This window comes from Terasakiella brassicae (assembly GCF_014641495.1).
GTDB classification, from domain to species: Bacteria; Pseudomonadota; Alphaproteobacteria; order Rhodospirillales; family Terasakiellaceae; genus Terasakiella; species Terasakiella brassicae.
This window is the reverse complement of the sequence record NZ_BMHV01000008.1, coordinates 68,917-88,825: the sequence shown is the minus strand read 5'-3', so window position 1 is coordinate 88,825 and position 19,909 is coordinate 68,917. Positions and strand designations below refer to the sequence as shown.

Sequence of the window (19,909 nt, the reverse complement as noted above, 5' to 3'; positions counted from 1 at the left end):
TTTATGATCCGCGTTCAGAAAGAAAACTTTGATGTCGGGGCGGAAATCAATGCCTTGAGCCACGGCAACACGGCCATAGGCGGCATTTGTTCTTTTGTTGGATTGGTTCGCGATTTCCAGCATACCAAAGAAGACAACACCCGCGTTTGCGCCATGACGCTGGAACATTACCCCGGCATGACAGAAAAAAAACTGGCCGAAATTGAAGAAACGGCACGCCAACGCTGGCCCTTGGAAGATGTCCTGATCATTCATCGCTATGGCCGTATGGAACCCGGGGAAAATATCGTCCTGGTGGTGACGGCTTCGGCCCATCGTCAGGCTGCCTTTGAATCTGCGCAATTCCTGATGGACTTTTTAAAAACCAAGGCCCCTTTTTGGAAACTTGAAGAAGACAATACAGGGACCGGCAGTTGGGTTGATGCTCGCGAATCTGATGATGATGCCCTTTCCAAATGGGAAAAATAGCCTCTTTATAAAAAATTCAAAAAACCGTCCTCCCTCTTGCAATTTTTATTAACAAATACAAACTATTATAAAATAACAACAAAAATTGAGGTGTCGCATGGTTGAGTCTCCCTATCCCCCCGTTCAGGCTTATTTGAACAAACATTTTATCGAGGGTCGCGAAGGCCGCCCATTGCGTATCCTGTCGGAATATATCGAACCCGATGCCCGTTTTGAGTCGCAAAACGTCGAAGACACCATCATCTTTTTTGGGTCCGCCCGCCTTCTTCCTCGCGATATCGCCGAAAAAAAACTGGAAGAAGCCAAAAAACTGAGCAGTGATTTAGTGCGCGCGGAAATGGATGTCAAAATGTCACGTTATTATGAAGACGCGCGTGAACTTGCCCGGCGCTTGACGCTCTGGTCCAAAAATCTGGAAGGCAGCAAGAAACGTTTTGTTATCTGCACTGGTGGTGGTCCCGGCATTATGGAAGCCGGAAATCGCGGCGCATCCGAAGCCAAAGGGTTAAACCTCGGCTTCAATATCACCTTGCCGTTTGAACAAAGCCAAAACCCCTATATCACCCGCCAGCTATCTTTTGAATTTCGCTATTTCTTCATGCGAAAATTCTGGTTTATGTATCTTGCCAAGGCAATGGTCGCCTTCCCCGGTGGCTACGGCACATTGGATGAATTGTTTGAAGCCTTGACCTTGATCCAAACCGGAAAAGTCAGCAAAAAACTGCCGATTGTTCTATATGGCAAAGAATTCTGGAATGATGTGGTCAATCTGGAAGCTCTGGTCAAATACGGTACCATCAGCCCGGAAGATTTAAAACTTTTTACCGTTACTGATGATATTGACGAAGCCTATCATTACCTGACAAACTATCTGGAAAACCATGCCATTGAAGAAATGGCACGCAGTGAGTCAAAAGCTCCCTAACCATATCGACAGACCAAGCCGCCGGATCAATCGAATTCGGCGGCCTCTAACACATACTGCAAGGCTTGTTCATTCAAGATCGTTACCTTGCCACGGGCCAGTTCAATCCAGCCCTGATTGCGCCAGATTTGCAGCTGTTTATTCACGCTTTCCCGACTGGTTCCCATCATACGGGCTAGTTCCTGTTGCGGCAGGTTCAAACCGATTAACACACCGCCACCGGGCTGTTCCTGTCCATAAAGGTCCGCTAAGTTTAAAAGGCGTTTCGCCAAACGTCCATCCAATGGCAAAAAGGCCGCATCTTCGACCATTTCCGATGTCAGACGCACACGATGACACAATAACTGCATCACCTGAATACACAGTTTAGGATGTTTTTCCAGAAACGGGATAAAATCGCGCCGTTGAATGACCAGAACTTCGGTTTTTTCCATCGCAATGGCATCGGCGGTACGGTCCATACCATCCAACAAGGCAATCTCCCCGAAAAATTGCCCTTCCTCGATAATATTCAAGGTGACTTCCTTACCGTTGGGCGAAGTCGTCACAATTTTTATTTTTCCTTCCTGCACACCGAACAAACTATCGCCCGGATCCCCTTTTACAAAAAGTGTCTCGTTTTTATCCAGTCTGCGTGTCACCGTCATCGACAACAGGCGATCAAGCATGGCTTCGTCCAGACCGCTCAGTAATTCACTGTTGGACAGAAGCGCCTTTTTATCCCTAACAACCATCTTTGATTTTAGCCCTTGGTATTATTGTTGAAGATAAAATAACAGGTTTGTGAAGCACCTCACAGAAAAACCGATCCGAACTGGCGTATAAAATAAGCATCTTCTCTGCTTGCCCTTAAGAGAAGCCTCACTTTCAAATGGTGTGCCCCTCTAGACACCGTTTGAAATAGACCCTATAGAGAGGATGGTCCACCCCGAACCATCCTCTCTTTTTATTTTAGGGCGTATCCGACCATGACAAAACCCGTTATTGCGATTATCGGCGGTGGCCCTGCCGGATTAATGGCTGCCCAACACCTTGTTGCCAAAGAGTTTGACGTTCATTTGTTTGACGCCATGCCGTCACTGGGACGCAAATTCCTGATGGCGGGTAAAAGCGGGATGAACCTGACGCATGGCGAAGATTTTGACACATTTCGCTCGCGCTATCACACGACCTTTCCCTCTTTTCAGGATATCCTCGAAGATTTCAAACCCGAAGACGTCCGTAACTGGGCACAGGATTTAGGGATCGAGACCTTTATCGGCAGTTCCGGGCGCATCTTTCCCACCGATTTTAAAGCCGCCCCGCTTTTGCGCAGTTGGTTACGCCGATTACGCCACAACGGTTTAACAATCCACACCCGTCATCGCTGGTTGAATTGGGCTGAAAACGGTCATCTTTTTGAAACACCCGATGGGGAAAAGACGTTTTCTTGTGAGGCCACGCTTTTTGCAATGGGCGGTATAAGCTGGCCGAAATTGGGGTCTGATGGTCATTGGCGCACGCCCTTTGCCACCCGCCATATCAAGATGCATGATTTCAGACCAAGCAATTGCGGCTTTATACGTGACTGGTCCCCTGTTTTTATCGACCGTTTTGCCGGTACCCCGGTCAAATCCGTTGGTTTGCGCGCAGGTAACGTCAACACCAAAGGCGAATTCGTCATTTGTGAAAACGGTGTTGAAGGCAGTGCAGTCTATACCCACAGCCGAGCTTTGCGCGAATCTATAGAACAGACAGGGACAGCCTCCCTCTATCTCGACCTTTGCCCGGATCGCAGCCTTGAAACCCTGAAAGCTGCGCTTAACAAACCACGCGGGCGGGCCTCTTTATCCAACCATATCCGCAAAACAACCGGGCTGAGTGGGGTCAAGGCCGCGCTCTTGCGTGAATGTCTCAGCAAGGATGTTTTTTCAGATATGAATAAACTGGCTGAATCGATTAAGAACCTGCCGATTGACCTGCACGCCACACGCCCGATTGAAGAAGCCATCAGCTGCGCCGGTGGGGTGTGTTTTGACGATCTAAACACAGACCTGATGCACAACGATCACCCCGGTTGGTTTTTCGCCGGTGAAATGCTGGATTGGGATGCCCCGACCGGGGGGTATTTGCTAACGGGCTGCTTTGCCCTTGGCAAACGTGCCGGGCTGGGCATTGAAAACTGGCTGAACGAAAAAAACGCTTAAGAGCCAGCCTCTGCCATACCATAGGGTAATGTCCACACCATTCGACGCAGGGCATCATCAATCAAAGAGGGCATAATCTCGTTATCTTGGGCAAACATCGTCGCACTTGCCATACCGCTGAGCGCCCCAATGGGGGAGAGAGGCAAACCACCATCGGCGCGCCACACTGTATGGGCGGCTTGCCACAAAAGCGCATCATCGGAAATCCGTTTTAAATCCACCCGTACCCCGATATGTTTTTTGGCAAAGATACCGACATAATCATCGCCTAGATCATAGAGTTCCGCCACGGCAAAGAAGCGACATTTTGTCTGACGGGAAAATCGTTGCCGGTCCCTTTTATCTTGTAAATCAAGTCCTAAACGTTTTGCCAAATGGCGGGTTTTACGTGGAAAAATCACCCGATCCACTTTTTCACCCAAATGACGTGCCAATGCGGTTGAGATTAACCCATTCATTTGCGGGTTTTCTTTATTATGGGACATCATAACCGCCACACAATCCGGGGGATCGCGATAAAAGGGCGAAAGCACATGGAAATTGACATCTGTGGCTTTGATTTCAGCCTCATCCGCCTGTTTCAAATCCCGATATTGCGGATTACTGACACAGGCACTCACCCCCATTAAGGTAAGAAGAACGATCAATACTGATTTCAACATGACTTTCTCCCTCAACACCGTTTGTATGGAGCAAGGGCGATCATGCCGTCCATCACCGCCCCATTCAGGCGAATATCGCGAACAACCACCCGATTATTTTGTAATTCATAGCGTGCGCGGATGTGATTGGCCTGCATGTAATTGGGACCCGCAACAGATTGAAGCCCCCCCAGCAACGAGGCATCGACGCGACGGGGGAAAATCCGGACCAACGATGGATCGTTCAGCCCGCGATGATGGCGCAAAATCGCCTGTTCAATACGGCGTTCGGCTTGTGGAATCTGTCCGGCAGCCTGCCGCAAAAAACCGCTATAACGATCCATATTGATTTCCCAACGCGTGCCGCGACCTTCGGCTGTGCGATACAGATTACCCGCCCCATCCATCACCACACTTTCCATCCCGAAACATTGTTGAAAGCGTGCAAACAATAAATCACGCGCTTTGGCCTCTTGTGGCCATGCAATTTCAATCTGCGGGCCTTTGCCATGTTCCAAAACCCGTAACAAGGCCCGGCCCCCGGTTGCCTGTGCCACACTGACTTCTTGAACGGTTTCAATCGGCGGGGCGGGCTTTATCAGTTTTGGTTCAGCTTGTCTTTCAACGGGTTTGGGGGCTGGTTTTGGCTTGGCCTGAACAACGGGCAGGGGTGTTGGTTTGACAGGTTGTTTTTCAACGATCTTCTTTGTTGTTTTTTCCGGCTCAACCCGTTTGGGGGCTTTCACAACGGGCTTTGGCGCTTCAACCTTTGTTATTTCCACCTTGGGCGGTGACGGTAAAACAAGTGTCGCCTGCACAACCGGTGAATCTTCGACAGGTTGGGTTATGGGTTGTGCTTCACGAACCTGTTGTTTCTTCTCAACTTTATGGTCTTCCTGTCCCGGCATGACCCACAACAGCACCAACCAGAGCGCAAAACCCAGCGTCATCGTCAGGGAAAGTTTATGGGGAAGGCTGCGCATCATAACCGGATTATCCTTTATTGGGTCATCTTGCGGGCAAACATTTGTTCCATATCCGCCACCATTTGACGCAAGGCTTTACTGCGTTCTTTTGCACTCATCAGGGCTGTTTCCGGTTCTTGTGTCGTTTGCGCAACTTCAACCGATTGCGTGATGGGTTCAACGCTTGGGGCGGGTGCTTTCTTTGCTTCCACCTTCGCCACTTTTACAGCGCTTGGCAGAGGTGGGGGTGTGGTCGGTTTTTTGACTTCTTCAATCGGTTCAGTTTTTTCAACCCGCTTTTTCTGCGAAACACTCGGTTGAGGTTCAATCGGCTGAGCAACCTTGGTTTCTATCGGAATTGCTTTAGAAACAGGGGTCGGTTTTGCCAACGCCGCTTGGGTTTGGGCTTTCACCTTTTGCACCGACTGTTCCATATTTGATTTGAATTCTTTTGGTTCTCCCCCGGCAATCAGATAGCCAAGGGCGAGAAACACAACCGCGTTGAAAACAAGATACTTCATTGGATTTTCTCCTCTTCCAGACGGCTTTGATGGCTGATGGATAACAGGGCGCGCAACAAGGCTGCACTCGGTAACCCAACCACAGTGGTTAAAAAAGCCAGTGAAAAATGCTTGGTCAAATCACGGATAATAGGTTGCACGGTTTCAGGGGTCAGTTCCTGATGGGCCAACGTCCCGATCCCCAGACTGATCCCCAGCAAGGTATAAGTCAGCGCCAATGTGGAGACACCATTTGCCCCATGCAAACCGACTTCCAGCCAGAAATCTTTGCGGTCCCTAAACTGTCCCATACGGACCCATGAAAATAAGCTGACGAAAACAAGGGACGAAAACAAGGCGACAAAAGACACGCCGAAAACTTCCAGCGTCCATTGTGCAATCGCAGCCGGCGCCATTGAGGTGGCAAACACCCCTGCCGCCAAAGCAAGGGATAAAGCGCCCAACAGATAACTTAAGGCACGTGATCCACTATCAGCCATATGAAGGACGTTTCGCATATCACCGTCTCCCGACCCGACTGGACATCACGCTGTCTGTATTGACACCGAATTGCGTCAACCAATGGTCCACCATCGTGTGTCCTTTTTCTGCCGATGCATGCCCCAAAAACGTGACATCGTAGTTTTTAAAGGCAATTCGGACATTTTTGGTATTTTGCCCGCGCAACGATTTATCACGCATCACAATGCGTTCCAGATCAACCAAACGGCGGCGTTGGCTGTCCAGTTTGGCTTGTCGTTCATCAATGGTAAGGGATGAGTCAAGAAACGTCTTGATCGTCATGGCGCGTTCGCGTTCCAGGTTTTCAAGGGTTCCGGCCTGTGCAATGCCACTCATGGCAATCAGGGTCGCCGCACCAAGGGCAAAAATTTGCGTTTTCATGGTTCTATACTCCTTCAATTCTTCAAATCAGTTATTCAGAAAGAACGATACATTATCGGCAGGCGTCAGGCTGGATTGTGCAACATCGCTGTCGATCATCTCTTCATCCATGCCTTCTTCAGCCAAGGTCATTGCATCAAGTGCCACCAACTTCGCCATATAACCAAGAATGGTTTCTTCCTGTTCCAGAACTGCCAATTCTGTCTGCACATCGGCAACCATGCGACGAACATGTTCCACCCGTGTCAATGGCACCCCATTGTCAGACATGGGGGTTTGGTTCATACGGTGATTGTCGATGCGGGCAATCAATTGTTCAATGGCCGTCCGGTTCTTGCTGTATTGCTGGGAATATTTGCTTTCTTCCAGATCAGGTGTTTCAAACAAACGTTGATCAACCTTGGCAACGGAGGATTCAAACCGTTCGGCAGCCGCTTTTTGCAACTCGATCAATTCTTCCTTTTCCGGGGTCATCTCGCCCTCTTCACGGCTGAGACGTTCGAGCATATCGTCAAACAAACGGCGTTTGGTCATCAGGTGTTTGCGGCGCAGCTCATTACGATCGGACATCATGTTCAGATAAGCGCGTTTTTCCGCCAAAAACTGATGCCGCAAATCACCACGCACCTCCCCATCTGACGTTTCAATCGCTTTTTGCAAATCGCCCAATGTGTTGCCTTTCAGGGAAATATCTTCTTCCGTTTTTTGAATGGCGGTCCCCAGTTCGGAATTGGCAAAATCATGGTCAATGGATTTTTGCAAATAGCTGGGCGGCAGCTTCACAAGACGTTCCGAACTTTGCGGTGTCCAGTTTGGTGCACTCCAGGCAACGGTTGACCCCGCCATTAACATCGCACCACCCAGAAAAACGGCTCCTAATGTCAAAGCCAGACGTTTGGGTTCTACACGATCTATCAGTAAAGGTAATTCAGACATAAGCGACCTCCCTATCCTTTTTCCTAGTTGCGTTCCCAATAACGCACACGGCGCAATTCGGATTTCAGATCATTATTGACATTGGCATCACTGTAACGCCCGATAGACCCTGCCCCGCGTTTACCCAACAGGACCTCCATCGTTTGGATGAAAGACGACCCATCAGCAAAATAAAGGTCTTGCCCATCAAAGTTCGCGGCGAATTTATCCAGATTTTCACGCGCCCCTTCTACGTCCCCGCCCTTTAGATGGTTCTGCACCGTCAAGGCATAGGCACGCATACGTTCATCCGTTGCAATTCCGGCAACATCCGGTCCCAGATCGGATTCACATTTTTCAATCATACGTGCACTGGCAAGATATTTGGCCGGGTCATGATTGGTCTGGGCTTCGCGGTCCAGTTCCAAGGCGTGATCGCGACATTCGCGATAGGTGCGCATTGCTGAAATTTCGTTATAACGCGCTTCCCGAAAATCAATACCACTGCCAAAAGACGGCGGTTGGGTAACACAGGCGCTCAAACCAAGTGTGGCCCCCAGCAACACGGCACCGAAGGTCAAACGTTTGGACGTTGTTTTGATAAAAGCAGACATGCTCCTGACTCCATTTGTTTAAACTGCTTGATGAGTTTATGGAGAGGTCAGAGGCGTTTTTTTGAGCTGAGCTAAATTCTTTTGAGACGATTTACGGTTTCAACGTCACACGCATGCGATCCATTGCCGCATTCACTGGGCGGGCTGAGCCACGAAACGGTTCTTCACGGGCATAACAGGTAACCGTTTCCTGCCCGGCAGGCGGGCCAAGACGGATACGAAACGGCGCGTTCTCGCTGGCACTTAGGATATGATCTGTATGGGCGTCAAAAGCCTGAACATCGCGCACCTGATCATTGGGATAAATGCGGATAACCTTACCATCCACCTGTTCATAATCACACAAAAGCCAAGCCTTGCGGTTCACGCGCACTTGTAAATTTAGATCTTCACCAAACGCATATGTGGGATGCTGTCCCCGATCGGAAAAGATATCAATTGTCAATTTGGGCTTTGCTTCAGGAATTTTTATTTCAAGCTCTGGTTTTTCGCCCTCTTGCGGGAATAGACCGCTCCATGCGAAAACAACCCCAAGGGCCAGCGTTGCCGCTCCGGCCATCATCCAAAAGGTCGTATTTCCCCGATCCTTATCTTTCGTGCCCAATCCCAAAACATCCATCAGGTCACGGGTTGTTTTCAGGCTGGCAACGTCAATACCGCCCGGTGGTTTATGGGCGGATAAAAAGGCGGCATTTTCTACGCCCGCCCCAAACACAATCGGCGTTCCCTTGGCGATATAATCCGCCAACATCCCCGCAGACGCTTCGACCTTTTGCGCCATATGATCGACATCACCGATATTCAGGTCGTTGTCAACGGTCCCGGAAAGCCAAACGATCAAATCGGCGGTTTCAAGATCGGATAATTCACAAGATTTCGATTTAAAAACGGCATGGGCAGCAAAAACCCCCAATTGCCAACTTAACCCTGTCCCGATGGGACCGGAAACATCCAAACGAAAAGCGCCTTCTTCATAAGGGCCAAATTCTCGCATAATGACACCGCTGCCCGCGCGGACAAAATCGTCATAATCCAGACTGATGGGCAAAACCTCGGATTGACGGCGCAGGCACATCATGGATTGCGGGGCCGGTTCCGGTGTTATACGATCCACAAGGACCGGGCCACCTGTTGTCGCAATGAGAATGGCGATGCGCTTCACCGCAGGAAAATCTCCGTCTTTGGCTCACCCAACAGTCGGGCAGCATCTGAATTTCTCTCGATAATGGTTTGGATAACACCGTTACGTGCCGCTGGCAAGGCAACACGCACCATTGTTTCATCCGGGCCAAACAAATGCAGACTTTGTGGCATATCGCGGCGTTGATCGCTCATTTCCACAATAAGATAAAGCTGATCACTTTGCGCCCTTGAGGCCTGAAGCCGGATATGACAGCCATCTGCATGGCGTTCCGGATAATCTTGCGTACTCGCAGCCAAGGCTTGCGGCATATGAACAAGGGCCGATTTTTGTAATAAGCTGCGATAAACCCGGCGCACTTTCAGATCACGGCCCAAGATATCCTGAACCGCGTCATCCTGTGCACCTTGTACATAGGCATATAAACGCCCGAGCGAAATCGCACCGCTTTCGCGTTTCGTCATAACCTCGCGCACGTTGTGCAATTCGCCAAAGCGTTGTTGGGCATCCTCAAGAAGATCGGGATGTATATGTGTCATGTTCGGACCTCCTGATAAAGGAGTTGAAACTGGGATTTAAATTTTTCCCGATCTTGCGGGAAAAGTGTTTGTACCTTTTTGTCTTCCAATGCCTTCATATAACGTACAAGCTGGCTTTCCATCGCCACCAAGGCATGCGCGGCACGTTCAAAAACGTCACGGTGCGCCATCGCCTGATCATCAAAGCCTTTGCGTTTCATTTTTGAAAAGGCCTGTGCGCCGCGTTCCACAGCCGCAGTTGGAAAAACCACCAGATTATCCCCACCACTGTTATTTAAGACATGCAAACTCGCGGCTTGCAGATTTTTAATATGGGACAAAATCGCCTGACATTCCTGCAAACGCTCTTCGTATGTTTGAACGTCCTCACAAGCAATGCGTTTTTCAACGCTAGACTTTGGTCGACCAACCTGCAAATCCGTTGTAATCCCGGATTGGACCTGACCAAAAATTTCATACCGCAAAAATGCCAAAGGTAGACGTAACGCATCAGGGCCATAGGTCATCAAATTTTCAATGGGCGCGCGTTCCGTCTTTATCTTAAAGAAACGAATATCCCCGCTTTCGTCTTCATCAAAAATATCAAAAGGTGATGTCCAATCGTCAAGGTTCACATCTGCAACCAAATCACTGGCAATATCGACTTCGCCGGCCTCACTATCCAGTCCCAAGGGGGCTGCATGGGCCGCAGCCGTAGCCAGTCTGCTTTCTTCAAACGCCCGGGCAAAATCGCAAAAGAGATCAAACACAGTTCGGTATCCTCTATAATCTTTGCCTTGGTTATGGAGATGCCAGAAGTCGAAAACGCATTCATCGTGCAAAATAATCCCGTTTTCTTCATCAAAGCGATCTTGCAGGAATTTATAAACCTGTGAAAATTTACCATCGGCCTGTGCACTGTTCAGATAAGCAATCCGGTATTTTCGAAGATCGGAGGCCAAAGCATTGCTGCATGCCCTTATATTTTTCTCATCCGGCGGTCCCTCCAGCAACCTTTCAAAAAGATCGTTGAACGTCTGATAATAAAAAAAGCCGTCCATCGAACAGAGGAATTCATAAAGTGCCACCAAAAACGGCATACGACCAAACCGGACTTCAAAGGATTTGTCATCATACCTCAGGACAAGTCCGCTTTGTGAAACGCTCACCCCCGGTGTCGTGCCATTTAAAACCTGTTTATAAAATGCCGGTGTCGCTTTATTCGGTGCCAGAAAAAAATCGCTCAGCCCCGTCACGCCATGTAATGCCCCGACCCCGCACACCAGATGGCTGAGTTCAAAAAGCGCCATATCTTTGTTGGGACCATTGCCTTGGGCACATATGAATTTTGCCAAGGTTTCCATCGTGGGGCGCAAGGCATATTTGGGCGCACCTTGCAACGTGGTCGTTTCACACAACGCCGTAAAATCTGCGAGTAACGGATCTTTGCCCCCCGCGTTCCTCAATATATTTTGTGTATGATCCACCGATATCCTCCCTGAACCAAAAGAGGATATCCAGATCACACCTTTCAATCAATGGAAATAGGGCCGTGGCGGTGGGCGATGCCCAAATCCACGACGATGCGGCGGGGGTGGGGGTGCACGATAAAAACGCGGCTCAAACCGATCAGAGCGTTCCACAATGATAATTTCCGTGTTCACATCTTCATCATATCGGTCCGCTGCCCCACGTACCCGCCATTCCCGTAAATCAACCGTGTCGATATCTTCATCGTACCACGCAATCAAGGCATCGTCCGTCTGGTTATCCGATCCCTCCCACAAGCTGGCCTGTTCAATATAAATTTGCTGCCATTTTTGCACCATCGCCACATATTTACGGGTGCGCACATGCGGGCGGTTATTTTTCAGGCTGCCGCCATTATAATGGGACAAAGCCAAATCCCATTGCCCATCATACTGATCATATAAACGTTCCAGAAAACGGACCCCCAACCGGATATTGGTTTTCGGGTTCCATAACGCATCAGGTTCAACACCAAATTCACCACGTGCCGTTTGCGGCATGATTTGCATCACACCACGTGCCCCGGCAGAACTTAACGCGCGTGCATTAAAATCGGACTCAACCTTCGCCACCGCCATGACAAGGGCAACGGGAACGCGGCTGTCGGCGGCTTCTTTCAGGATCATCTGTTTGACTTCAAACCGGGTTGCCGCCTGAGCAGTAGATACATATGCGGCGGCTAAAAACAGGGCCACGATCCAGATAAAAGTTAAAACGGATTTCATAACTTCGCCTCCTGTAAGGCTTTCAACCATTTGTCATTCAACACAACAACCGTGATATCCTGTGCCGAGACACGTTTGCGCACCTGCATGGTCGCCGACATGGACAAATCAGGATCAACCGCAAGCACAATTTTGTCGCGCCCGACCAGCCGTGTTGGATCCACGGGTTTGAACCTATGATCAAGGAAACGATCTTGATAATAGATCAACAGATTTTCCGGCTGAACGTTGCGGCTTGCACCTTTTGCTTGGTCTGGTTCATTTTTCTCAACCGTATTGGCCAGTGCAACCGGGTCATCATCTAGTGCCGATTTGACAGATTGGCTCATCATCCCCCCGCCCATCGACACCATCGTCAACACCATGATGGAGAAAAACCCCATGGCAAGGGCCAAGGCGATTTCCGCCATTGCATTGGTTTGGGTTGTATCGCTCATTCTCTTTCTCCTTCTCGCCGCTCATGCCCTTAATCCAGATAGGCAAGGTCCTGAGCTACTTTTTCCAAAATCACTTGGCGGGGTGTTTGAATAATGCGGGCTTTCAGGTCCAATTCCGACAGCACTTGAGAGAGATCATCACGCACATCCCCTGCGCTTTCGCGGCGTTCCAACCAAAAAGCCGGTTTATCGGGCTGCGAGGTTAAAGCACTGAGGTCTTTCGTATTTTCCAGACGCACAAGACGATCTTCGATATGGCGGATTTCACGCGGTTTAAACCCTTTCAAGGTCAGGGTCAGTTTGCTGGACGACAGCATTTTTTCTTCATAACTTGGTTCCATTTGTGCCAAACGATCCACCAACCGATCTTTAAAACGCGGCAGGATTTCACGCACATGACGACGCATGACCAGATCAAAACAAGCCGGGCCGCAGCGTCTTTCCTGTAATTTCGCAACCGGACTTTTAATGCGCAATGTATCGACAACATCAAGAGTGCGTACATCGACAATTTTCGCAATTACCACCATGTGATCACGAAGACGTTGCCCATCCTGCTCCTGAATGTGTCGCAAGGAAACCAGCACCGCAAAATCAACCTTATGGCGCGGGCTTTGTGCAACCACATTCATCGCTTCTTTAAAGTTCAGCCCTTGTCCGTTTCGGCTGTTTTCTTCAAACAATCGAAATTTCCGATGATGAAGATAATTCCCCGTATGTTCAAAAACACGCCGAAACGCCGGGTCATGTATATCAAGCAGGTTCGGTCCCTGATCCACGGCCATATAAAGAATACGCGGCTGAGAATTTGCAAGCGCAGGATTTGCAAACATAAAGGTCATCAAAACCATCATTATTTTTTTCATCATTTCATCACCTCGTTCTAGGTGGTTGTCCATCTGCGCAAGGTTATGGAGGGCTGAGAGATAGAATTTATTTTCCCGTAGAAAAAAGTTTCTAAAAAAATGCCCTCTGCCCCCTTCATAGCCCGCAACAGAATTCGACAACTTCAAAAGGATGAGTTCGATGAAACGTTTTATGATCCCTTTGGCACTTGCCGGTGCCCTGATTTTCAATACCGGCATGGCGCAGCAGGTGCAGGCCAGTGATGAAACTGTCGGCACAATTATCGGTGCCGTTGGCGGTGGCTTACTTGGATCCGCAATGGGAAAAGGCAAAGGTCGACTGGTTGCCACGGCTGCGGGAACCGTAATCGGTGCCGTGATCGGCCATGAAATCGCACATGACACCTATGACAACGATCCTTATGAGCATCCCCGTGTCCATGCAAAAAATCGGGATTATCGCGATTATGATGATTATGATCGCCCACGCACCCGTGTTGTTTATCAACGTGTCCCCGTCAAAGTACACAAACATCCCAAACACAAAAAATGGGACCGTGTGGCCCGTTATGACAGGGATATCCTTATCTGTAATAAAAATGGTAAACGTTGCCATTGGTATGATTGACACTATATGATTAACGCAGATGTCATTCAGGCAGGTAAGATATGAAAACACTGCACCTTTTCGCAATGGGCTGCTTCCTTTGGGCTGTTTCAACCACAACAGCCCAAAGCGCGCAGGCCGATCAAAACAACGCTGATGTCGCCGTCATCATTGGCAACAAGACCTATGCGGATCAAGATATTCCCGAAGTTCGCTTTGCCCATAATGATGCCAAGGCGATGAAGCAGTTTGTGCAAAGTGTGCTGAATATCCGCGAAGAAAACATCATCTATCTGGAAGACGCCACACAGGCCAAGATGCAAAGCACCTTTGGGCGCCAAGGCAATCATCGGGGCAAAGCTTTTCAATACGTCAAACCCGGTGTTTCCAAACTTTATGTCTTTTATTCCGGCCACGGTCTGCCCGGACAACATGACCAGAAAAGCTATCTCCTGCCTGTTGATGCCGAAATTGCAACCGCTGACATTAACGGCTACCCGACAGATTTGTTATATAAAAACCTGAAACAGGTTGAGGCAAAATCCGTCATGGTTTTTCTGGATGCCTGTTTCAGCGGTAATAGTGCTGGCGGCAGTTTGATCACGCAAGCCTCCGGTGCCTCTATCCTGCCAGCCCCAGACGATAACCAGAATGATACCCTGACAGTCATTACCGCTGCCTCTAACGATCAACTGGCAAGCTGGGATGAAGAAAGCCGTCATGGACTGTTTACCGAATATCTTTTGCGCGCTCTATATGGCGAAGCCGACAAAAATAATGACGGAAAAGTGAAACTGGACGAAGTGTCCGCCTTTCTCAAAGAAGATATGCGCTATAAAGCACGACGCACCTATAATCGGGATCAAGTGCCTGACATTTCGGGCAATAGCGATCAAATTCTGGTCGCGGCTGTCGACGGTATCTATCCCACCCGTCCGACCTTGTTACAAGAAAGCGAAGACCTGATTGATCCCCCGGCCATAGATACGGGAAACTATGACCTTTATCCCGTTGAACAAAATATGTTCGCCCTGAAAAATGCCAATGTGCGCCGCCTGCCCACCGTGCGCGCACGCAAAGTGATGATGTTACCCAAAGGCGAACCTATCCATGTTGCCGCAAAAATCATCGACCAGCCCTGGTATGCGGTCGAACGCGGTGACGGCATCATCGGCTATGTTTTTGCCGACCTTTTGGGGGAAGAAAAAGACATTGCAACCGAAGAAGAAAACCGCAGCATTCGTGAGTTAAAAGAACGCCTGGAAAAACTGGAAGAACGCACCCGCCTTTCCACACAGGATATTTTACCGGCCCCGCCGAAAACCCAAGCCGACAGCCCACAGGTTGACGAACAGCCTGTTGAGCAGCCCCGGCCTGAACGCGCCCGCCCCCCTCAGGATCGTTATGATCAAATTGAAAGCGGCCTGAAAACAATGGGGGCAATCCTTGCCAGACAAAGCTTTATTCTTCCCGGAGAAGACGGCGATCGACAAACTTCTTTTTCCTATAACTGGATCCGCGTTCATGCTGATCGATGCAAGCTCAGCGCCTCTATTTCCTTAAGTCATAATGATAAGATCAACATTTATGATCGCCAGATTGAAGGCACATTTTGGCAGACGCTGGACAATAAAAAACACATCCTCAGAAGCCGAGATGTAAACGGTTGGAAAAAAGAAAAGATCGAATTGTTTAAACACGGCCCCTTTATCTTTAAATCAAAACAAGACCGCAATCGCTTTGCCCGTCAAGCTGACAAAATGCGCGACATCTGCCCGCGCCCGCGCCACGTGCAAGCCAATGATGACGGATATAACCCGCAGTCACGCTACCAACGCCCGCCACCGCCGCCTTTTAAACGACCGCCGCCGCCCTTTAGGCGCAATAACGATTAATGTATCAGATATATTCACCTGTCTGATGACCAACATAGGTGTATGGCAGTAAGGCTTCCATCAACGCCTCACGACGGACCGGTTTTGCCACATAGCCCTGCATACCGTGCTTGGCATATTCTTCAATACTGTCCTGCATCACATCTGCGGTCAGGGCCAAAATAGGGATGTTTGCTTTTTGCCGATCTGTCATGCCACGGATTTTGCGTGTTGCTTCCAGACCATTGAGACGCGGCATATGAATATCCATGAGGACCAAATCGAAATCATATTCAAAGACAGCATCCACGCCTTCCTGCCCATCATTGGCAACCGTCACGTGATGGCCCATTTTTTCCAGCAATCCCCGCGCAACAGTCCTGTTGATTTTATTATCTTCAACCACCAGAATATTAAGGTCCCTTGTCACCTCCCCCTGCGGGCTGGGGGCACAGATATGTTGCGGCGGTTGGGATTTCGGCAAACGTAACTCGAAATAGAAGGTTGTTCCCTCATCCAGAACACTATGAACGTGAATGCGGTCCCCGCCCATTGTTTCCACCAAACCGAACGAAATTGCCAATCCCAGTCCCGTTCCGCCAAACCGTCTTGAAATTGATGTATCAACCTGTGTGAAAGCTTTAAACAAACTATCAATCTGTTCTTGCGGAATACCAATACCGGTGTCTTTCACTTCAAAATGGATCAACGCATCTTCCGGCGTACTTTCCACAACCTTGATTGAAATCGCGACTTTGCCTTCATCGGTAAACTTAACCGCATTGCCCGCCAGATTGGTCAGGACTTGCGTAATCTTCGCCCCGTCCCCCCAGAAATATTCGGTCTTACCCAACTGAATATTGACTTCAATATCAATCCCTTTCCCACGGGCCTGAGGTAAAATCAGTTGTTCAACCGTTTTCACCGCATTTTTCATGGAAAAGGCATGGTGGTCAATTTCCAGTGCGCCAGCTTCGATTTTGGAAAAATCCAAAATATCGTTTACCAACGACAGTAACAATTCCCCGGAACTGCGCAAGCTGTGCAAATAATTGCGTTGGCGGTCATCAAGGCCCGTATCTTCCATCAATTGCGCCATACCGGTAATGCCGTTCAACGGGGTGCGCAATTCATGTGACATGGTTGCCAGAAAAGAAGATTTTGCCTTGTTGGCTTTTTCCGCTGTTTCTTTGGCTTTGATCAGGGCTTCCTCTTCCTGATTAAGGCGATTGATCATGCCGTTATAGGCATCAATTACAATGCCGAATTCGTCTTCTGTATCCCAGCTAATCGGTTCACGGCGTTGATGTCCTTCGGTTTTTTGAATACCATGCAGAAGGGTTTCCAGCGGGTCTGAGACAAAACGGCGGATCGCCCCTGTAACCGAGACACTTAAAACCACCATTAACAAGAGCAAGAGACCGGAAATCTGTATAACGGAGTCCTTTAGCAAGACTTCCAGACGTTCTTTGTGAAACAAAATAACGACTTCACCAATAGTTTCCCCGCCAACATCCGTATCGGAACGAATGGCACGGCGTACCAGCAAGGGGGTCTCTTTGCCTTTAGGTAAAACACCACCCACAGTTGCAAGAACGCCGGAAAACTGTTCTCGCACTTCTGCCCCGGCAACATCAGGATCAAGGCTCAAGGCCGCCAAAATGGCTTCCGCACCGGATTGGTCAAGGTTCCACACGGCATCGGACAAGGCCGTTGCATAAATGTCGGCCAATGTCTTTTGCTTGGTTTCCAGTTCTTCGTCCAGATCCGTATAGGTCAAAAATGAAAAAAGCCCTGCCATAAATACAGCCGCCAAAACAAAAGGCGGCATAAGTGCCAAACGAAGTTTGCCACCAATTGACTTTCGACTACCGGATAAGACAGACACGCGATGCAGAACCCTAAAACTATACTAAATTCCCAGTTAAACTACGCGCTTTAACTTTTAGATGCAATCTCTTGATACGGTCTTTCGCATATTGTACAAAACGATAAAAAACGTCAGGTGATTTGTTCTTTCGTTTTATGAAATTCCAGATCGGGATAATCTTCCATCGCCTTGTCTAAATGCCAAGCATTGCGGGCTAGGAACACGGGCTCACCATCATGGTCATCGCCAATGGCGCCACGATTTTCATCCAAAAACTTTTTCAGTTTTAAATGGTCGGAACAGGTAACCCAACGCGCCGTGTACAACTGTGTAGATTCGAAATGAACCGGAATATTATATTCCGTTCGAATACGATCTGCCAGTACTTCAAATTGCAAAGCACCGACAACCCCGACGATCCAATCCGAACCGATCAAGGGTTTGAAAACACGCGCGGCACCTTCTTCGGCAATTTGTTGCAAAGCCTTGCCCAAATGCTTGGCCTTCATCGGGTCTTCCGGGCGGGCTTTTTGCAAAATTTCAGGGGCGAAGCTCGGAATCCCGGTAAAGCGTAAATCTTCCCCTTCCGTCAAGGCATCCCCGATGCGCAAATTGCCGTGGTTAGGCAAACCGATGATATCCCCGGCCATTGCCTCTTCCGCCAATTCACGGTCCTGTGCCAAAAACAAGGTGGGATTATGAACGTTAATCATTTTTCCGGTACGGATATGTTTTAACTTCATGCCGCGTTTGAAATGCCCGGAACATAAACGCACAAAAGCGATACGGTCACGGTGTTTCGGATCCATATTGGCTTGAATTTTGAAGACAAAGCCGGAAACTTTTTTCTCGCTCGGGTCAACATCCCGGGTGGTGGTGGCTTGCGGGCGTGGGCTTGGTGCCATTTCGGCGAGCCCTTCCAACAATTCACGGACCCCGAACGTATTGATGGCAGACCCGAAATAAACTGGCGTCAAATGCCCGCCAAGGTAACTTTCAAGATCAAATTCCGGGCACAAGCCACGGGCCATCTCGACTTCTTCGCGCAATTTAGACACGGCATCATCCGGCAACAAATCATCCAGCTTGGGATCATCCAGACCATTACATTCGATCCCTTCTGAAATCTGATCATTTTTGCCTTTGGCCACCAAGATCAAACGGTCATTGAACAGATCATAACAGCCGAGGAAATTACGCCCCATGCCGATCGGCCAGCTGGCCGGAACCACATCCAAGGCCAGCTCCTGTTCGATCTCGTCCAGAATTTCAAAGGGATCACGGCCTTCACGGTCAAGCTTGTTCACGAATGTTGTAATCGGAACATCGCGCAGGCGACAGACTTCAAACAACTTACGGGTTTGGTTTTCGATCCCTTTGGCCGCATCCAGAACCATCACAGCCGAATCGACAGCCGTCAACGTGCGATACGTATCCTCGGAGAAATCCTCGTGCCCCGGCGTATCCAGCAAATTGAACGTCTTGTTCAGATAGTCAAATGTCATCACGGATGAAGCAACAGAAATACCGCGTTCCTGTTCCACCTTCATCCAGTCAGATCGCGCACGGCGGCGGTCGCCCTTGGCCTTCACAGCACCGGCAAGCTGGATCGCACCCCCGAATAACAACAGTTTTTCGGTCAGTGTGGTTTTCCCCGCATCCGGATGAGAGATAATCGCAAATGTTCTGCGTTTGTGGATTTCAGTTTCGAAAGTCATGGTTTATCCGAAAGTAAATAAATTTTCCAGACAATAGGCATATTCACAAAAATCACCAGCCCTTTTTTTTGACGCATGGCAAACGAATTGTTACCCTGTCTGACGAACAAGGGAGGAAATGGATCATGACTGACGAAAAGACTGCGCCCAAAACAAATATAAAAACCAAACGCACCCGACATGCCAATGCACAGGCCAATTATATGGAACGCAAACGCGCCGAAGGGAAGGAATGGCTGGCAACCTGGGTCCCCGGCGAGGCAAAAGAATGCCTGAAGGAATTGATAAAGCGGGCCAATTCAGACGAACACCAACCCACAGAGGCCTATATTGCACGCATGGAACAAGCTGTTGAGGACAGTGCCCCGGACTGGGCCAAAACAAACATCAGTCTGTTGAACATATGGCTTGTCGCAACCCATAACGTTCAAATCGACTTTAATCCCACAGAAGAAAAATCGGAGAAAATAGAAAAAAAAGCCAAGAAAGAAAAAAAGAAGAAAAAGAAAAAGTAATTGCGCCCACAC

22 protein-coding genes are annotated in these 19,909 nt (G+C 49.1%); 6 read left to right on the top strand and 16 right to left on the bottom strand.

The genetic code is table 11. The annotated features are described in order from the left end of the window. Positions 1-3: 3 nt before the first annotated feature. Together IEW74_RS07275 and IEW74_RS07270 are read left to right on the top strand one after the other, a co-directional pair. On the top strand, positions 4-468 hold the full coding sequence (locus IEW74_RS07275; protein WP_188663262.1) for a molybdenum cofactor biosynthesis protein MoaE: 465 nt from the start codon (positions 4-6) through the stop codon (positions 466-468). Between the two features lie 97 nt (positions 469-565). Next, on the top strand, positions 566-1,393 hold the full coding sequence (locus tag IEW74_RS07270) for an LOG family protein (protein ID WP_188663260.1): 828 nt from the start codon (positions 566-568) through the stop codon (positions 1,391-1,393). A gap of 26 nt (positions 1,394-1,419) precedes the next feature. Here the strand turns inward: IEW74_RS07270 and IEW74_RS07265 are convergent, their stop codons facing one another. Beyond that, positions 1,420-2,127: a Crp/Fnr family transcriptional regulator gene (locus tag IEW74_RS07265; RefSeq protein ID WP_188663258.1), complete on the bottom strand. Its 708-nt coding sequence runs from the start codon at positions 2,125-2,127 to the stop codon at positions 1,420-1,422. 234 nt (positions 2,128-2,361) lie between these two features. On the opposite strand from IEW74_RS07265, the gene IEW74_RS07260 reads away from it, so the two are divergent. Continuing rightward, positions 2,362-3,579 (top strand): TIGR03862 family flavoprotein, encoded by a 1,218-nt coding sequence (locus tag IEW74_RS07260; protein ID WP_188663256.1) that lies wholly within the window; start codon positions 2,362-2,364, stop codon positions 3,577-3,579. Here the strand turns inward: IEW74_RS07260 and IEW74_RS07255 are convergent. The 13 genes from IEW74_RS07255 to IEW74_RS07195 all read right to left on the bottom strand — a co-directional run bounded on the left by IEW74_RS07255 (position 3,576) and on the right by IEW74_RS07195 (position 13,337). Continuing rightward, on the bottom strand, positions 3,576-4,241 hold the full coding sequence (locus IEW74_RS07255; RefSeq protein WP_188663254.1) for a hypothetical protein: 666 nt from the start codon (positions 4,239-4,241) through the stop codon (positions 3,576-3,578). The genes IEW74_RS07260 and IEW74_RS07255 overlap by 4 nt on opposite strands. Before the next feature lie 11 nt (positions 4,242-4,252). Beyond that, complete coding sequence (locus IEW74_RS07250; protein ID WP_188663252.1) at positions 4,253-5,206, bottom strand: hypothetical protein; 954 nt, start codon at positions 5,204-5,206, stop codon at positions 4,253-4,255. A gap of 14 nt (positions 5,207-5,220) precedes the next feature. Then, complete coding sequence (locus tag IEW74_RS07245) at positions 5,221-5,706, bottom strand: hypothetical protein (RefSeq protein ID WP_188663250.1); 486 nt, start codon at positions 5,704-5,706, stop codon at positions 5,221-5,223. Continuing rightward, a complete protein-coding gene (locus IEW74_RS07240) occupies positions 5,703-6,203 on the bottom strand; it encodes a hypothetical protein (protein ID WP_188663248.1) in 501 nt (166 codons plus the stop codon). Before IEW74_RS07240 ends, IEW74_RS07245 begins: the two co-directional genes overlap by 4 nt. Position 6,204: 1 nt before the next feature. Beyond that, positions 6,205-6,588 (bottom strand): hypothetical protein, encoded by a 384-nt coding sequence (locus IEW74_RS07235; protein WP_188663246.1) that lies wholly within the window; start codon positions 6,586-6,588, stop codon positions 6,205-6,207. Between the two features lie 27 nt (positions 6,589-6,615). Then, complete coding sequence (locus IEW74_RS07230; protein ID WP_188663244.1) at positions 6,616-7,524, bottom strand: hypothetical protein; 909 nt, start codon at positions 7,522-7,524, stop codon at positions 6,616-6,618. 23 nt (positions 7,525-7,547) lie between these two features. Then, positions 7,548-8,117, bottom strand: coding sequence for a hypothetical protein (locus IEW74_RS07225; protein ID WP_188663242.1), 570 nt, complete (start codon positions 8,115-8,117; stop codon positions 7,548-7,550). A gap of 91 nt (positions 8,118-8,208) precedes the next feature. Further along, on the bottom strand, positions 8,209-9,279 hold the full coding sequence (locus tag IEW74_RS07220; protein WP_188663241.1) for a DUF4384 domain-containing protein: 1,071 nt from the start codon (positions 9,277-9,279) through the stop codon (positions 8,209-8,211). After that, on the bottom strand, positions 9,276-9,797 hold the full coding sequence (locus IEW74_RS07215; RefSeq protein ID WP_188663239.1) for a hypothetical protein: 522 nt from the start codon (positions 9,795-9,797) through the stop codon (positions 9,276-9,278). Before IEW74_RS07215 ends, IEW74_RS07220 begins: the two co-directional genes overlap by 4 nt. Beyond that, positions 9,794-11,263, bottom strand: coding sequence for a hypothetical protein (locus IEW74_RS07210; RefSeq protein WP_188663236.1), 1,470 nt, complete (start codon positions 11,261-11,263; stop codon positions 9,794-9,796). Before IEW74_RS07210 ends, IEW74_RS07215 begins: the two co-directional genes overlap by 4 nt. Before the next feature lie 48 nt (positions 11,264-11,311). Further along, positions 11,312-12,031, bottom strand: coding sequence for a lytic transglycosylase domain-containing protein (locus IEW74_RS07205; RefSeq protein ID WP_188663234.1), 720 nt, complete (start codon positions 12,029-12,031; stop codon positions 11,312-11,314). Then, positions 12,028-12,468: a hypothetical protein gene (locus tag IEW74_RS07200; RefSeq protein ID WP_188663231.1), complete on the bottom strand. Its 441-nt coding sequence runs from the start codon at positions 12,466-12,468 to the stop codon at positions 12,028-12,030. Before IEW74_RS07200 ends, IEW74_RS07205 begins: the two co-directional genes overlap by 4 nt. Positions 12,469-12,497: 29 nt before the next feature. Further along, complete coding sequence (locus IEW74_RS07195; RefSeq protein WP_188663229.1) at positions 12,498-13,337, bottom strand: hypothetical protein; 840 nt, start codon at positions 13,335-13,337, stop codon at positions 12,498-12,500. Between the two features lie 157 nt (positions 13,338-13,494). Here IEW74_RS07195 and IEW74_RS07190 point away from each other — a divergent pair, with 157 nt between their 5' ends. Further along, positions 13,495-13,941 carry an outer membrane lipoprotein gene (locus IEW74_RS07190; protein WP_229734267.1) on the top strand — a complete coding sequence of 149 codons (447 nt, stop codon included), beginning with the start codon at positions 13,495-13,497 and terminating at the stop codon, positions 13,939-13,941. A gap of 41 nt (positions 13,942-13,982) precedes the next feature. Further along, the gene (locus IEW74_RS07185; RefSeq protein ID WP_188663227.1) at positions 13,983-15,815 is read left to right on the top strand and encodes a caspase family protein; all 1,833 of its coding nucleotides are present in this window, start codon (positions 13,983-13,985) and stop codon (positions 15,813-15,815) included. 4 nt (positions 15,816-15,819) lie between these two features. Here IEW74_RS07185 and IEW74_RS07180 read toward each other — a convergent pair whose 3' ends face one another. Continuing rightward, a complete protein-coding gene (locus IEW74_RS07180; RefSeq protein WP_188663225.1) occupies positions 15,820-17,682 on the bottom strand; it encodes an ATP-binding protein in 1,863 nt (620 codons plus the stop codon). A gap of 113 nt (positions 17,683-17,795) precedes the next feature. Continuing rightward, positions 17,796-19,382 (bottom strand): peptide chain release factor 3, encoded by a 1,587-nt coding sequence (locus IEW74_RS07175; RefSeq protein WP_188663223.1) that lies wholly within the window; start codon positions 19,380-19,382, stop codon positions 17,796-17,798. Between the two features lie 125 nt (positions 19,383-19,507). On the opposite strand from IEW74_RS07175, the gene IEW74_RS07170 reads away from it, so the two are divergent. Continuing rightward, a complete protein-coding gene (locus tag IEW74_RS07170) occupies positions 19,508-19,897 on the top strand; it encodes a hypothetical protein (RefSeq protein ID WP_188663220.1) in 390 nt (129 codons plus the stop codon). Positions 19,898-19,909 lie beyond the last annotated feature (12 nt).